This window comes from Flavobacterium sp. ARAG 55.4 (assembly GCF_051846875.1).
Classification (GTDB): Bacteria; Bacteroidota; Bacteroidia; order Flavobacteriales; family Flavobacteriaceae; genus Flavobacterium; species Flavobacterium plantiphilum.
The window spans coordinates 32,815-47,281 of the sequence record NZ_JBPYCT010000003.1; the positions used below are offsets into that span (position 1 = coordinate 32,815).

Annotated in this window: 14 protein-coding genes; 11 read left to right on the forward strand and 3 right to left on the reverse strand. The window is 30.6% G+C overall.

Going from position 1 to position 14,467, the window contains the following annotated elements:
- Positions 1 to 143: 143 nt before the first annotated feature.
- The 3 genes from ACSV4D_RS04120 to ACSV4D_RS04130 are packed head-to-tail and all read left to right on the forward strand — an operon-like array spanning position 144 to position 3,102.
- Complete coding sequence (locus ACSV4D_RS04120; RefSeq protein WP_439227256.1) at positions 144 to 1,091, forward strand: hypothetical protein; 948 nt, start codon at positions 144 to 146, stop codon at positions 1,089 to 1,091.
- Positions 1,088 to 2,050 carry a hypothetical protein gene (locus tag ACSV4D_RS04125; RefSeq protein ID WP_439227257.1) on the forward strand — a complete coding sequence of 321 codons (963 nt, stop codon included), beginning with the start codon at positions 1,088 to 1,090 and terminating at the stop codon, positions 2,048 to 2,050. The genes ACSV4D_RS04120 and ACSV4D_RS04125 overlap by 4 nt, the downstream gene beginning before the upstream one ends.
- A 5-nt stretch (positions 2,051 to 2,055) precedes the next feature.
- Positions 2,056 to 3,102 carry a glycosyltransferase gene (locus tag ACSV4D_RS04130; RefSeq protein WP_439227258.1) on the forward strand — a complete coding sequence of 349 codons (1,047 nt, stop codon included), beginning with the start codon at positions 2,056 to 2,058 and terminating at the stop codon, positions 3,100 to 3,102.
- A 37-nt stretch (positions 3,103 to 3,139) separates the two neighbouring features.
- On the opposite strand, the gene ACSV4D_RS04135 is transcribed toward ACSV4D_RS04130, so the two are convergent.
- The gene (locus ACSV4D_RS04135; protein ID WP_439227259.1) at positions 3,140 to 4,972 is read right to left on the reverse strand and encodes an ABC transporter ATP-binding protein; all 1,833 of its coding nucleotides are present in this window, start codon (positions 4,970 to 4,972) and stop codon (positions 3,140 to 3,142) included.
- 315 nt (positions 4,973 to 5,287) lie between these two features.
- Here ACSV4D_RS04135 and ACSV4D_RS04140 point away from each other — a divergent pair, with 315 nt between their 5' ends.
- The 5 genes from ACSV4D_RS04140 (at position 5,288) to ACSV4D_RS04160 (ending at position 9,715) form a co-directional block, all read left to right on the forward strand.
- Positions 5,288 to 5,857 carry an L-threonylcarbamoyladenylate synthase gene (locus tag ACSV4D_RS04140; RefSeq protein WP_408081500.1) on the forward strand — a complete coding sequence of 190 codons (570 nt, stop codon included), beginning with the start codon at positions 5,288 to 5,290 and terminating at the stop codon, positions 5,855 to 5,857.
- 49 nt (positions 5,858 to 5,906) lie between these two features.
- Positions 5,907 to 6,293 (forward strand): GxxExxY protein, encoded by a 387-nt coding sequence (locus ACSV4D_RS04145; protein ID WP_439227260.1) that lies wholly within the window; start codon positions 5,907 to 5,909, stop codon positions 6,291 to 6,293.
- 62 nt (positions 6,294 to 6,355) lie between these two features.
- The gene (locus ACSV4D_RS04150) at positions 6,356 to 7,777 is read left to right on the forward strand and encodes a CCA tRNA nucleotidyltransferase (RefSeq protein WP_439227261.1); all 1,422 of its coding nucleotides are present in this window, start codon (positions 6,356 to 6,358) and stop codon (positions 7,775 to 7,777) included.
- Positions 7,778 to 7,860: 83 nt separating this feature from the next.
- Positions 7,861 to 8,883 carry a COX15/CtaA family protein gene (locus tag ACSV4D_RS04155; RefSeq protein ID WP_439227263.1) on the forward strand — a complete coding sequence of 341 codons (1,023 nt, stop codon included), beginning with the start codon at positions 7,861 to 7,863 and terminating at the stop codon, positions 8,881 to 8,883.
- A 61-nt stretch (positions 8,884 to 8,944) separates the two neighbouring features.
- Positions 8,945 to 9,715 (forward strand): CDP-alcohol phosphatidyltransferase family protein, encoded by a 771-nt coding sequence (locus ACSV4D_RS04160; RefSeq protein ID WP_439227264.1) that lies wholly within the window; start codon positions 8,945 to 8,947, stop codon positions 9,713 to 9,715.
- Positions 9,716 to 9,769: 54 nt separating this feature from the next.
- Here the strand turns inward: ACSV4D_RS04160 and ACSV4D_RS04165 are convergent, their stop codons facing one another.
- Positions 9,770 to 10,375 carry a thioredoxin family protein gene (locus ACSV4D_RS04165; RefSeq protein WP_439227265.1) on the reverse strand — a complete coding sequence of 202 codons (606 nt, stop codon included), beginning with the start codon at positions 10,373 to 10,375 and terminating at the stop codon, positions 9,770 to 9,772.
- Between the two features lie 12 nt (positions 10,376 to 10,387).
- A complete protein-coding gene (locus ACSV4D_RS04170; RefSeq protein WP_439227266.1) occupies positions 10,388 to 10,864 on the reverse strand; it encodes a TlpA family protein disulfide reductase in 477 nt (158 codons plus the stop codon).
- Between the two features lie 1,166 nt (positions 10,865 to 12,030).
- Between ACSV4D_RS04170 and ACSV4D_RS04175 the strand changes: the two genes are divergently transcribed.
- The 3 genes from ACSV4D_RS04175 to ACSV4D_RS04185 all read left to right on the forward strand — a co-directional run bounded on the left by ACSV4D_RS04175 (position 12,031) and on the right by ACSV4D_RS04185 (position 14,458).
- Complete coding sequence (locus ACSV4D_RS04175; protein WP_439227267.1) at positions 12,031 to 12,588, forward strand: sugar O-acetyltransferase; 558 nt, start codon at positions 12,031 to 12,033, stop codon at positions 12,586 to 12,588.
- A gap of 6 nt (positions 12,589 to 12,594) precedes the next feature.
- Positions 12,595 to 12,984 (forward strand): SMU1112c/YaeR family gloxylase I-like metalloprotein, encoded by a 390-nt coding sequence (gloA2, locus tag ACSV4D_RS04180; RefSeq protein ID WP_439227268.1) that lies wholly within the window; start codon positions 12,595 to 12,597, stop codon positions 12,982 to 12,984.
- Between the two features lie 199 nt (positions 12,985 to 13,183).
- A complete protein-coding gene (locus ACSV4D_RS04185) occupies positions 13,184 to 14,458 on the forward strand; it encodes a chloride channel protein (protein ID WP_439227269.1) in 1,275 nt (424 codons plus the stop codon).
- Positions 14,459 to 14,467: the final 9 nt, after the last annotated feature.

The window sequence follows — 14,467 nt, forward strand, 5'->3', positions numbered from 1 at the left end:
AAAAATAAGAAATAAAATCTTATTAATTAAACCAAAGAATCAATACGCTCTATTTGTAGTTTCTCCTTTAAAAAATAAAAAAATAAAAACTAGTATGATAAAAATACAATAATTATTAGATTTGTAAGATATATATACATTTTATGAAAATCTGCTTAATAAGCTTTGATTATTGGGGGTATGATGAAAAAATAGTCCAGAAATTAATTGAAATGGAACATGAAGCATTCCATATAAAGATAAGTGATTTCAAGTACAATTACATCAACAGAACGCAAAAGGTTTTAAATTTTGTTAAAAAAAATCTATTTAAAAAAAACATCAAAAAAATTAAAACCGAAGAATTTATTTTATCAAAGTTAGAGAATGCTGGACCACAGGATATAATTATAGTTATCAATCCCGAAAGGATTAGCAAAAGTTGTCATTTAAAAATAAAAGGTTTTGCAAAGAAATATATTTCTTATTTATATGATAGTCTTGACAGGTATGACAATAAAAATATCATAAGTAAAAACATTTTTAATAAAATATTCACTTTTGACAAAATGGATGCTGAAAACTATAGTCTTCATTTTTTACCAAACTATATTCATTTAGAAAAAAATAAAAAAAAAACGCAACCAAATTACAAAATACTGTCTATATCATCAATAGACGAAAGATATACTACAATTAAAACTATAGTTGAATTATTAGATAAAAAACAAATTAAACATCAAACAATATTTTTTGGAAAGAGGAAGCCTAAAAACTTTAAAACTTCTGCAGTATTTACAAAAGAAAAACTTTCTCAAAATCAAATTCAAGAAAAAACTGAAGATGCAGAAATTTTATTAGATGTATTAAGAGAGAATCAAAATGGGCTCAGTTTTAGATTTTTTGATGCATTAGCATTAGATAAAAAAATTATAACTACCAATATATCGGTAACTGAATATGATTTTTATAATCCGAATAATATTTTGGTAATAGATAAAAACAAAATTGAAATTCCTGATTCTTTTTTAAAGACTGAATATCAAAAAATTCCTGAAGATATTTACAACAAATACACCTTAAAAAACTGGATAAATAAGTTAATAGAATGAGTAAAAAGAGGTTACTATTTATAGCTCCTGATCACTATAGTTTTTACAAAGTAATCCTAGAAGGATTTATTAAATACAGTGATTATGAAGTACATTTTATTTACTCCAATAAATCAGAAAATTTTAAATATAAAAATTTAACACAACGCATATATAATTTTTTTTTAAAAAAATTTATTGGCAGAAATATAAAGCATGAATATAAATTAAAATATTTTGATTTAAAATTAAATGAGTATGAAAGCTATGATTTATTATACATTAACAGACCTGATATCTTAACAGAAGAGTCTCTAATTAAGGTTACTGCTAAATGCAAAAAATCAATAGTTTATTATTGGGATAGTTTTGCTAAAATAGAAGGACAATTTGAAACTTTGAAATACTTTAATAAAACATACAGTTTTGACAAATTTGATTGTGAAAAATACGGAACTATAAAAGGACATAATTTCTTTTATCATGAGGAAAATGATTTAGAGCCTGAATATGATATTTTTTTCTTTGGTACATACGACAAAAGATATAATGATTTAATACAAATTATAGATTGTATTAAAAATCAAAACCTAAAAGTTCATTCAACATTATTCTCTTATGATAAAAATATTTCAAAAAAAACAAACCATAATAACATATCATTTATTCACAAAATTGTTCCCTTTAATAAAGCATATATCTATAATCAAAATACTAAAATAATTTTAGATATTCAACACGATACACAGGTAGGATTATCTTTTAGACCTTATGAAGCAATGGGATTAAAAAAGAAACTTATAACAACTAATCCTCATATTAAAGATTATGATTTCTATAACCAAAATAACATTTTCATTTGGGACAAACACACAACTGAAATACCTAAGTCTTTTCTAGAAACGCCTTATGAAGATATTGACGAAGAAATATATAATAAGTACAAATTAGAGAACTGGGTTAAATCAATATTATCTTAAAAGATATGGAAAGAAAAATATATTTTATTTGCACCGATAATAAACAACCTATTGGAGGTGTTAAACAATTATATCGTCAGGTAGATATTTTAAACAAGAATGGTTTTGATGCTTATATCGTACACCGAAAAAAAGATTTTAGACATACCTGGTTTCAAAATGACACCAGGATTATTTATAATCTCTCTATTTTTACAAAGATTGATGATATCATATTAAAAAAAAGAACTAAACCATTTAAAAAATTTAAAAATTTCTTCCGAAAAAGAAAAGAAGACACTATAGAAAGAAATGGCATATTAGTAATTCCTGAGATCTACGGACCATATGTTAGTGAGCTGTATAGCAATATGGAAAAAGTTATTTTTAATCAAAACTGTTATTATACATTTAATAATTGTGAAATAGAAAACACAAACAACATCCCTACATACTTAAATAAAAAACATTTAGCATCAATAGTTGTATCTGAAGATTCAAAAAAATATTTACAACTTGCATTCCCCCTTTCAATTACTCACAGAATTCATTTAGGTATAAATACTGATAAATTTATATATAATAAAATTTCAAAAAAAAAGCAGATAGCTTACATGCCGAGAAAACTGGAAGATGATATTGTTCAAATAATAAGTATTTTAAAAATAAGAAATAATTTAGGAAATTGGAATTTCATTCCTATTTCAGGAAAAAGTGAAGATGAAGTTGCACAAATTCTAAATGAAACTTTAATTTTTTTAAGTTTAAATCACCGGGAAGGCTTTGGGCTACCTCCTGCAGAAGCAATGGCTTCAGGATGTATAGTCATAGGATATGCCGGTCAGGGAGGTAAAGAATATTTCAAACCTAATTTTTCTTTTAAAATTGATGAGGGCAATATTTTACAGTTCGTAAATACTATTGAAGAAACTTGTCTTAAATTAGAACAAAATGATTCTAAAACGCTTGCAATTCCACAACAAGCCACTGATTATATAGCAAAAAATTACAACTTAGAAAAAGAAGAAGAAAGTATCGTTTTAACCTGGAAAAAAATTTTAAAATTAAATTAATCAAAATAATATATCTGGTACTATAACACAACTCTATTTAATTAACCTCCAAAGACTGTAAACTCACCAGATTAGCATAATTACCATTCATTCTGAGTAATTCTTCATGAGTACCCTGTTCAACAATTCTTCCTTTACTCATTACCACTATTAAATCGGCATTTTGAATGGTGGATAAACGGTGTGCAATTACAATAGATGTTCTATTCTCCATCATGTTTTCTAATCCCACCTGTACTAATTTTTCCGATTCGGTATCTAATGCTGATGTGGCTTCATCCAGAATCATAATAGGAGGATTCTTCATCACTGCTCTGGCAATTGCCACACGCTGGCGTTGTCCTCCAGATAACATTCCGCCTCCATCACCTACAGGGCTATTGTATTGCTCTGGAAATTCGGATATAAAATTATGAGCATTCGCTACTTTTGCAGCACTTACAATCGCTTCCATATCAGGATTATCTATACTTAACGAAATATTATTCGCAATAGTATCATTAAACAAAATAGAATCCTGAGCTACAATTCCCATTTGTTTTCTGAGCGAATTAGTACTGACATCCTTGATATTGACACCGTCAAAAGTGATACTTCCTTCGGTAACATCGTAAAGTCTGGTTACTAAATTTGCTAAAGTCGATTTCCCACTACCCGATTCTCCTACCAATGCTACTCTTTTTCCTTTTGGAACCGTTAAATTAAAATCTCTTAAAACATACTCTGAATCGTATTTAAAAGAAACATTAGTAAACTTAATTTCACTTTTAAATTCGGTAATCTCTATAGCATCAAGATTGTCTTGTAAGGGATTGGTTGCGTCTAAAATAAAAGAAACTCTTTCATAAGCTGCATTTCCTCCCATTAAAGCCTGATTGGCCTTCGTAATTGATTTGGCAGGTGTTAATATCTGATAAGCTAATCCCATATAGGCAATAAAAGCACTACCACTCATCGAACCATCAATTAACACCAAAGATCCTCCATAAACTAACAAAATAGAAATCACAAAAATCCCTAAAAACTCACTCATGGGACCAGCTAAACTCATACGAGCTCCCATTTTATTATTCAGATTATTAATATACTCAGTAGAATTATAGTAACGGCGTATAAAAAAATTCTCTGATGTAAAGTTTTTAATCACTTTTATCCCACCCAAAGTTTCTTCGATATCGGATAATAAATGACCTTCTAATGAAAAAATGTCTCCTGACTGACTTTTGATAGACTTACTCATTCTGGATATTAAAAATCCTGAAACAGGAAGAAAAAGAAATACAAAAACAGTCAGCTTCCAACTTATAAAAAACATAGATGCTAACGTAAACACAATAGTTAAAGGCTCACTTACCATCATCAGAATACTTAGAAAAGCACTTTTTATCGTATTAATATCAGAGGTCATTCTCGAAATCAAATCGCCTTTTCTTTCATTCGAGAAAAAAGAAACCGGCAGACTGATCACTTTTTGATACACATCATTTCTCAAATCTTTTAAAATCCCGTTATTCAGATAAGTCATGTAAACTATCGAAATAAAATTGAAAAGATTTTTTAATAAAAATGTTGTCAGTACAAATACCACCATCCATATTAAAGTACTTAAAGCTCCTTTGGTTTCAGTATTGTGGGTAATAAAATAATTTAATGAATTTTCTAAATAACTTTTGTCTAAACTTTTAAAACCTTCATAAACCGGTTTTACACGAACTTTTTCACCATCAGAAAACAACACTTTCATTAATGGAAACAGTGAAAGCATCGAAATAGCCGAAAAAAAGGCATATAAAACGTTAAAAATGATGCTGATTATTAAATTTTTCCTGTGGGGTATTAAATACTTTAAAAAGCGTTTGAAATTTTTCATTGAATTACTTTAGATAGAAAACTATTCTATAATATTATTTTTAGTAATATTTTTGGGTACAAAGATAAAATTAAAATAGTTTTAAAGCTAACAACTCAAAGTGAATAAACTTACAGATAAGTACCTTTGAAATATCTCCTCTTTCTACTATATTTTTATACTCAGATTTTTGACTAAACTTTCAATATTATTTTCTTCTTTATCATTATTTTCATCTCCTATCATTGGCGAAACGCCTGCTAATTCGTGAAAATTTGACATTTTTTTTTTGTTCCTTTGCAATTATCAATTTATTATCTGTATTCATATATCAAAATGGAAAATTTAAACGAAGAAGTTCATAAAGCTTTTGAAATAATTAAAGAAGGGGGAATCATCCTCTATCCCACAGACACTGTTTGGGGAATAGGATGCGATGCTACTAATCCTGAAGCCATAGCTAAAATCTACGCCTTAAAACAACGCGAAGAAACCAAGAGTATGATTGTTTTGATGAATGGTGAAAAAATGCTGTACAACGTTTTTAAAGAAATCCCTGAAGTGGCCTGGCAAATCATGGATTTATCTGAAAAACCTACAACACTTATCCTGGACAACCCCCGAAATGTTGCTCCTAATTTAATCGCATCAGATAAAACACTAGGAATCAGATTAATTAAAGAACCTTTTTGTTTTAAATTATTAGAGCGTATGAAAAAACCTTTGGTTTCCACTTCGGCTAATATTTCAGGGCAGCCTACTCCAAAATCCTTCAAAGAAATCAGTCCTGAAATTATAAAAGGTGTAGACTATGTTGTAAATTTGCATCGCGAAAAAATTTGCCAGAATCCGTCGACTATTATTAAATTGACCAATGATTGTCAGGTAAAGGTTATTCGAAAATAGCACATTACTTTTTATTGACCGCAAATTCGCAAATTATTTTATATACATTATGAAAGAAGAATATATCTACAAAAATGAAAATTTTACGATAGTAGGAATTCTATTTGAAGTTCATAAAAATCTTTGGAAAGGATTTTCTGAAATTGTATATAAAGATGCTATCGAATATGAATTTCAGCAAAATAATATTGCTTACGAGAGAGAAAAAGAATTTTCAGTGCAATACAAAAACACCACCCTAAACCATAAATTTTATGCTGATTTTGTCGTTTATGATAAAATTATTCTTGAAATAAAAACTGTTGACTGTTTCAACAACAATCACTACAATCTGTGCTTGAATTACCTGAAAACCTCTAAAAACAAATTAGCTATATTAGCTAATTTCAACCTAATATCATTAGAATATAAACGTATTATTAATTCAAAAAACTAATTTGCGAATTTGCGGTAAATTTTAAATACCCTGTTTACAAATGCTACTACAGCAGCAAAAAAATGAACTACAAAGAATCCTTACATAATCCAATTTTCGAAATCATCTCTCAAGCTTCAAAAGAATTGAATGTTGACAGCTATGTCATTGGCGGTTTTGTGAGAGATTTAATTTTAGAACGTGATTTTAAAAAAGATATCGACATCGTTGCTGTAGGCAGCGGAATCGAATTAGCCTTAAAAGTATCTGATTTACTGCCTAAAAAACCAAAAGTTCAGGTTTTTAAAACCTATGGTACGGCCATGCTTCGATTTGAAGATACTGAAATCGAATTTGTAGGTGCCCGAAAAGAATCTTATACACAGGACAGCAGAAATCCAATTGTGGAAAACGGAACGCTGGAAGACGATCAGAACCGACGTGATTTTACCATTAATGCATTAGCATTATCACTAAGTGAAAACAATTTTGGTGAATTACTGGATCCTTTCAATGGTCTGCAGGATATGAAAAATAAAATTCTGAAAACACCACTGGATCCGGATATTACTTTTTCTGATGATCCGTTACGAATGATGCGCGCCATAAGATTTGCAACACAATTAAATTTTGAAATAGAAGAAAATTCGCTTCAGTCTATTGCAAAAAACGCAGAGCGTATCAAAATCATTTCCGGAGAACGTATTGTTGATGAACTGCATAAAATCCTGGCTACAGATAAACCGTCGACAGGTTTTTTACATTTATACAAAACAGGTCTTTTAGACCTATTAATCCCTGAATTAACTGCTTTAAACCAGGTAGAAGAAATTGAAGGACAAACCCACAAAAATAATTTTTACCACACCCTTGAGGTTGTTGACAATATTTGCCCTAATACAGATGATGTCTGGCTACGCTGGGCTGCACTCTTGCACGATATTGGTAAAGCACCCACTAAGCGTTTCAACAAAAAACAAGGATGGACTTTTCACGGGCATGAATTTTTAGGTGGAAAAATGGTCAAAAAACTATTTGAACGATTACACATGCCTTTGAACCAAAAAATGAAATTTGTACAAAAAATGGTAGTCATGAGTTCACGCCCTATTGTTTTATCTCAAGATATTGTAACTGATTCGGCGGTTCGCAGACTGGTTTTTGACGCCGGTGAAGATGTTGAAAACTTAATGACACTCTGTGAGGCTGACATTACCACTAAAAACCCTGCAAAATTCAGAAAATACCATAAAAACTTCGAAATTGTCCGAAGAAAAATCGTTGAAGTAGAAGAGAAAGATTCTGTTCGAAATTTTCAACCGCCTATTTCGGGAGAAGAAATTATGGAAATTTTTGATATTAAACCATCCCGGGAAATTGGTATTTTAAAAGAAGCTGTAAAAGAAGCTATTTTAGAAGGTGAAATCCCAAATGAATATGATGCCGCTTATGAGTTTGTGCTAAAAAGAGCTAAAAAGCTCGGACTGGAAAAAGTCACAAAATAGCTAAATTACAAAGTTTAAAGAATAAAAAAACATTCCGTTCGTTTAACTAAACAAAACCGAATGTTCAAAATGTAAAGTACAAAATGAGAAAAGAGAATAAACCCGTTATTATCTGGCTACTTTCCGGCTGTGTATTAATTTTTATAATGGTAATAGTAGGCGGCATTACCAGATTGACCAATTCCGGCTTATCTATGACCGACTGGCATCTGATTACTGATACACTTCCACCGCTTACAGAAGCTAAATGGCACGAAGCTTTTGAGCAATATAAAAAATTCCCCGAGTATCAAAAAATCAATATTCACAATGATTTTACCATCGATGATTATAAATACATTTATTTCTGGGAATGGTTTCACCGTTTTATAGGCCGTGCCATCGGAATGGTATTTATCATTCCTTTTATCTATTTTTTAATCAAAAAAAGACTGGATAAAAGCACTATTAAAAAATGTATCATTCTACTTTTATTGGGAGGATTACAAGGTTTTTTTGGATGGTTTATGGTAAAAAGCGGACTAATCGACAATCCGGATGTCAGCCATTTCAGACTGGCATTACATCTTACTACTGCATTTATTACATTTGCTTATACCTTTTGGGTAGCCTTAGATTTAATTTATCCTGTTAAAAGAAATATTGAAAAATCGCTTCGCAAAATAGCCCGATACGCTTTGTTTTTTCTGCTATTACAAATTATTTACGGTGGTTTTGTTGCAGGATTAAATGCTGGATTAATTCACAATCACTGGCCTTTGATGAGTGATGGACAGTTTATACACGACAGTGTTTTTCTGGAACAGGATAACCTTCTTTTAAGTTTTACCGAAGGCAAGAGTGGTGTGCAGTTTGTCCACCGGACACTGGCATATGTTGTAGTAGGAATGATGTTGTACTTATACATTGAAAGCAGAAAATATATTTTAGATTTCAATCAGAAAAAAGGTATCTTATTATTAGTTTTTCTTGTTTTTGTACAATTTGCCCTTGGAGTATTTACTTTACTTTACGGAGTACCGTTATGGCTTGGACTAATCCATCAGGTGAATGCTTTTTTCCTGTTATCAGCAATGGTATATAGTTTGCACAGATTATCTAAATAAAGAGGAAAATTGATTATATTTACCCCGACTATATTGTCTTATTTCCTGTTTCTTTTTTATAATGTCTAAACTCGCTGCCCAAGATAAATTTATAGATTTATCCGATTACGGAAGACCTCTGGGAAAATTGCTTGCCATTTCATTAAAAAACACCCGGTTTACCCCTATTCATGTCACTGTTTTATTTGGTATTTCTGGCGTTTTAGGAATTTATTGTATATTAAACAATCATTATGTTCTCGCAGGATTTTTTATCCTATTAAAATCTATTATTGATGCAGCCGACGGAGAATTAGCCCGAATAAAAAACACGCCGTCCTACAGTGGAAGGTATCTGGACAGTATTTTTGACATCATCCTGAACTTTTTGTTTTTCATAACTATTTGCTACGTTTCTGCTACCTCTTTATGGTTAACCCTAGTATCTTTTTGTTGCATCCAGTTACAAGGCACTTTATACAATTATTATTATGTAATTTTAAGAACCAAATCAATTGGTGGTGATTCGACAAGTAAAATTTTCGAATACAAATCACCTAAGGCGCTTCCGGGAGAAAGCCAGAAATCCGTTGATTTCCTCTTTCAGATTTACACTTTAGTTTACGGAATTTTTGACAAAATCATCCATGCTTTAGATCCCGAGGCTTACAAAGTAAAAACCTTCCCTAACTGGTTCATGACATTCGTTTCCCTGTACGGACTAGGGTTTCAATTATTACTGATTGCCGTATTACTACCATTAGGCTGGATAGAAATAATCATTCCCTTTTTTATTAGCTATTCCTTATTCATTTTTGTTTTAATAGGAATCCGCAGAATTTACATTAAATAAAAAAAGAGTAAAAACGGCATGCTTTTACTCTTCTTTACACAATTACAACTTGTATTATTTTTTTGTTTTAATTGAACAACCTATTGCTTTTGTAACTTCCGGTGATGGTGTTTCTCCTTTTTCTAATGCAGCAATAGCATTTTCAAGGTATTTTTCTTTTACATCAGCCGCACTGTCTACATTATCATCTATCGCTCCAATATATTTTACAACACGGTTTTTATCCAGTAAAAAGGCATGAGGCGTCTTTGTAGCTCCGTATTGTGGATAAATCTTTTGTCCCTCATCAAAAAGATAAGGAAATGCAAATCCTTTCTCCTTAGCTCTTACTTTCATTAATTCAAAGCTATCTTCCGGTTGAGCAACAGGATCATTAGGATTAATTGCCAGCAAAATATATCCTTTAGACTTATACTTTTTAGCTAAATCATTAATTCTGTCTTCATATTTTATAGCAAAAGGACAATGATTACAGGTAAAAACTACAATATAACCTTTGGCATTTTTATAATTAGCCATGCTATACATTTTGCCATCAACTGACTTTAACTTAAAATCAGTAGCAGTGTCCCCAATTTTATATGCGGATGGTGCTTTTGAAGTAAAAGCTGCCATACAAAAGACAGCGACAAATAACAGAATAGGAGATAAAATTTTCATAGTTCAAAATTGTTAGTTAATATTCGAATTCACAAATTGGTTTAATTCTTCATAGCTGGTAAACATCTTTTCTACAAATACTTTTTTACCATTTTTCACAATCAAAGTTGCCGGTATAGAACCTGACCAGTCTTTATCCACAGTGGGCAACCAACTATTATAATCCTTATCCGTTAGTAAAACCACCTCTGACTTGATAGCTTTCTTTTTTATAAAAGGCAACAATTTTGATTCATATTGATTCTTAAAATCCAGACTGACAAGCACTACTTTTACTTTTTTATTTTCTGAATTGAGTTGTTCAAAATGCGGTAATTCCTGCACACATGGAGCACACCAGGTAGCCCAAAAATTAACCACATAAGTCGTGTTTTCATCATTCAAAACTGTCTTTTCGATATCAGCATAATGATCAAAAACTGCTACTTTCTGAGCCTGTATCTGAACAGAAAAAAGAAACATAAAAGCTCCTAAAATACACCATTTCATATTAGTTATTTTTTAAATTATCAATCGAACGAATTTACAATCTTTAAACTGTTTTCCTCTCTCAATTAACATAAAATTATTACTGAGTCTTACGAAAAAAAGTTTCTACTTATGGTAAAAAAGAGTCTTTTTAATAAGTCAAAAACGTCATTATTAAGACCCAAAATTCAGCCTGAAAAGCATCCAAAAAACGAACCAAATCCGGAGCATTTTCACAGATGGAATTCATTCCAAAAACACACTCCAAAAACAACGAAAAAACAACGAAAAAACAACCCCAAAAAACTTCAAAAAAACTACCCAAAAATACTCTTGATTTTTCAGATTTTCTATCCCCTAAAAAATTAAAATCTTTTTCAAAATTGGAATTAAAACTAAAATTCAAAAAAACTAAATCGAAAATTTCAGCAACAAAAATCCTTAATTAAAAAATCTGATTTCATTTTAAGTCTGCAAAAAAACACCTTTTTTGAAGTAAAAATTCACTCGAAATAAAACTATAAAAAAGCTTGTTATTACAAACAACAAAACATATTTTTACAAATCATAACTTTAAAACTAAACAAGAATTTTAAATTCTTCAAAAAATGTCAAACATTTTCAGATTCACTCACAAAACCTTATAAAAATACTTTAAAATACAGAAAAAAGAACCATAGAAATAATCTATACAATTAATTCAAAAAATTAAAATCCAGACTTTTATATAAAAACATTTAAACCAAAAAATCAATATATACAATTTTAGTCCTTCAAGAACACAAAACCAAACCAACAACCAACAAATCCACAAAAAAACCTTTATTATTAAATTAAAATAACACTATTTACTTAAACTAAAACTTTAAACAAAAAACAAAGCTTTTTCTTTCCCAAAAAACACCTTCAATTTCACTCCTTTTTTCACTACCAAATTTTAGTTAAAAAAAACATTTTGCACTTACACTGCAGGTATAAAAAAAAATAGTCTTTGCAGCATTAGAACACATTTACATTTTTATCCTATATTTACAAGAAGCAAAATCACTTTAAAAAAGAGAACTAACCCACCCCTTTTTTCAATACATTTTTGCATTAAAAAACCAAAGAAAAAGAAGCCCCTTTTTTGATCAAAATAAACACTCAAAAACTGCCTTAAACAACGTTAAAAAAACACATCAAAAAGCATGAAAACGGAGAAAGAAAAAATGATTGACGGAGACTATTATTTAGCAGGTGATACTACACTTGTAAAAGACCGAAGAAGAGCTAAAAATTTATTACACAGACTAAACGTAACCGAATACCGATTAACCAAAAAAGCAAAAGAAATTTTAAAAGAACTGATTCCAAATGCAGGTTCCAATTTATATATAGAACCTCCTTTTCATTGCGATTACGGATACAACATTTTTTGCGGAGAAAATGTGTATTTCAATGTCAATTGTGTGGTGCTGGATTGCAGCACAGTCACCATTGGTTCAAATGTATTTTTTGCTCCCGCCGTACAACTTTATACTGCCACTCACCCGCTCGATGCTGAGCTTAGAAAAACACTTGAAAATGCATTACCTATAACCATAGGAGACGATTGCTGGATAGGTGGCAATTCGGTAATTTGTCCCGGTGTAACTATTGGTAAAGGGTGCGTCATCGGAGCCGGATCAGTTGTAACCAAAAACATCCCTGACAATTCACTTGCTGTTGGCAATCCCGCCAAAGTAATTCGGAAATTAAATCAATAATTAAAGATGCTGCAATTAAAACACATACATCACATTGCTATCATTTGTTCTGATTATAAAAAATCAAAACAATTTTATACTGAGATTCTTGGTCTGAAAATTATTCGGGAAGTATTCCGCCACGAACGGCAATCCTACAAACTGGATTTAGCACTGAATGACAATTATTGTATTGAATTGTTTTCTTTTCCTAATCCACCTGCCAGACCTTCAATGCCGGAAGCATGCGGATTACGTCATTTGGCTTTTGCTGTAAAAAACCTCGAACAGACTGTTGCTTTTCTCAAATCAAAAGACATTACTTCAGAAACCATTCGCACAGATGAATTTACGGGTAAACGATTTACATTCATAGCCGACCCTGACCTTTTACCTATTGAATTTTACGAGCTTTAACTTCTTAATTTAGTTCATTTCTAAACCTGAAAAAACTCAGATTAATGAACTCTCTCATTGTAAAATCTTATCATTAATACCAATCAAAAAACAGATATTAGATGTTTTTCTATAGTTAAAAAAAACTTGTTTTTTGTTGCGAAAACGCAGGTTTTTGTTTTTTTTACATAATTTTGCCGTTCAATAAAGATTTCAAGTAATGAAAACTACCGCACAAATTAAAAAAAACTATCAACTTATTAAATTCCAAAAACTTGTAATCGTCTCTCTTTTAATTGGTTTTCTCTCTGCTCTTTTAGGAATAAGTTTAAAAAAAATGACCGAATATTATGAAGAGATATTCTTTCATCAGGCTGATAGCAATCCGTTATTCTTACTTTTATTTCCCATATTTGGTTTATCTGTAATTTACTTTTTAAGACTGTATTTATTTAAGAAAAAAGAAAACAAAGGGATTAAAGAAGTTTTTGAAAGTACTCATTCAAAAACAAAAAATTTACCCTCTTATAAAATTCCGTCCCACACGATAAACGGATTACTGACAGTTATTTTTGGCGGATCAACCGGAATAGAAGTTTCTACCGTAGTTGCTACAGCTACAATAGGATCAGTAGCACATCAAAAAGAGAATGTTTTTCGTCAGTACAAAACAGAGTTAATTTGTGCCGGAGTTGCAGCAGGAATTACCGCTTTATTCAGCAGTCCAATCGCAGGGATTTTATTTGCACTCGAAGTAATTTCCCGAAAAGTAACCCGTGCCTTTGTTATTGCAAATCTGATTGCAGTTTCCATCGCTTTTGGGTTATTAACTCTTTTAAAAGAAGAATCTTTATTTTCAGTTGCTGTTACAACCTGGCATTTAAGAGCCATTCCTTACTTTATTTTACTTGGAATTCTGGCAGGAATCAATTCGGTTTATTTAACAAAATGTGTGTTGTTTTTTAAATCCCGATTTGCAAAAATCGAAACACATTACTACAAAATCATAATTGGTTCAGCTATTTTAAGCATTTCACTTTTTATATTTCCTCAATTGTATGGTGAAGGATATCATGCCATAAAAGAAATCATGAATTCTAATAATGAAATCCCTCTGACTTTTACATTGGCTTTTACATTTTTAAGCATTTTACTTTTAAAACCAATTGTAACTTCGATTACACTTGCATCTGGAGGTGATGGCGGTGTTTTTGCACCCAGCTTATTTATTGGTGCTTTTTTAGGTATTTTAGTCGCTTCGGTATTAAATACTTTTTTTGACACCCAAATCATTCCGGTTAATTTTATGATTATTGGTATGGCAGCTGTTTTAAGTGCCAGTATCCATGCTCCGTTTACCGCTATCTTTTTGGTTTGCGGACTCACCAATAATTACACCTTGTTTTTTCCAATATTAGCTGCGTGCTTAATCTCTAAATATACCGCCAAAATGATTTACCCTGACACGGTCTATACATTTGTTCCAAGTATTTAAATTTACAAC

Bases quoted from the DNA above. Each gene is read 5' to 3' on its own strand.
- ACSV4D_RS04120 (WP_439227256.1), top strand. From the start codon at position 144: ATGAAAATCTGCTTAATAAGCTTTGATTATTGGGGGTATGATGAAAAA.
- ACSV4D_RS04125 (WP_439227257.1), top strand. From the start codon at position 1,088: ATGAGTAAAAAGAGGTTACTATTTATAGCTCCTGATCACTATAGTTTT.
- ACSV4D_RS04130 (WP_439227258.1), top strand. From the start codon at position 2,056: ATGGAAAGAAAAATATATTTTATTTGCACCGATAATAAACAACCTATT.
- ACSV4D_RS04135 (WP_439227259.1), bottom strand. From the start codon at position 4,972: ATGAAAAATTTCAAACGCTTTTTAAAGTATTTAATACCCCACAGGAAA.
- ACSV4D_RS04140 (WP_408081500.1), top strand. From the start codon at position 5,288: ATGGAAAATTTAAACGAAGAAGTTCATAAAGCTTTTGAAATAATTAAA.
- ACSV4D_RS04145 (WP_439227260.1), top strand. From the start codon at position 5,907: ATGAAAGAAGAATATATCTACAAAAATGAAAATTTTACGATAGTAGGA.
- ACSV4D_RS04150 (WP_439227261.1), top strand. From the start codon at position 6,356: ATGAACTACAAAGAATCCTTACATAATCCAATTTTCGAAATCATCTCT.
- ACSV4D_RS04155 (WP_439227263.1), top strand. From the start codon at position 7,861: ATGAGAAAAGAGAATAAACCCGTTATTATCTGGCTACTTTCCGGCTGT.
- ACSV4D_RS04160 (WP_439227264.1), top strand. From the start codon at position 8,945: ATGTCTAAACTCGCTGCCCAAGATAAATTTATAGATTTATCCGATTAC.
- ACSV4D_RS04165 (WP_439227265.1), bottom strand. From the start codon at position 10,375: ATGAAAATTTTATCTCCTATTCTGTTATTTGTCGCTGTCTTTTGTATG.
- ACSV4D_RS04170 (WP_439227266.1), bottom strand. From the start codon at position 10,864: ATGAAATGGTGTATTTTAGGAGCTTTTATGTTTCTTTTTTCTGTTCAG.
- ACSV4D_RS04175 (WP_439227267.1), top strand. From the start codon at position 12,031: ATGAAAACGGAGAAAGAAAAAATGATTGACGGAGACTATTATTTAGCA.
- gloA2 (WP_439227268.1), top strand. From the start codon at position 12,595: ATGCTGCAATTAAAACACATACATCACATTGCTATCATTTGTTCTGAT.
- ACSV4D_RS04185 (WP_439227269.1), top strand. From the start codon at position 13,184: ATGAAAACTACCGCACAAATTAAAAAAAACTATCAACTTATTAAATTC.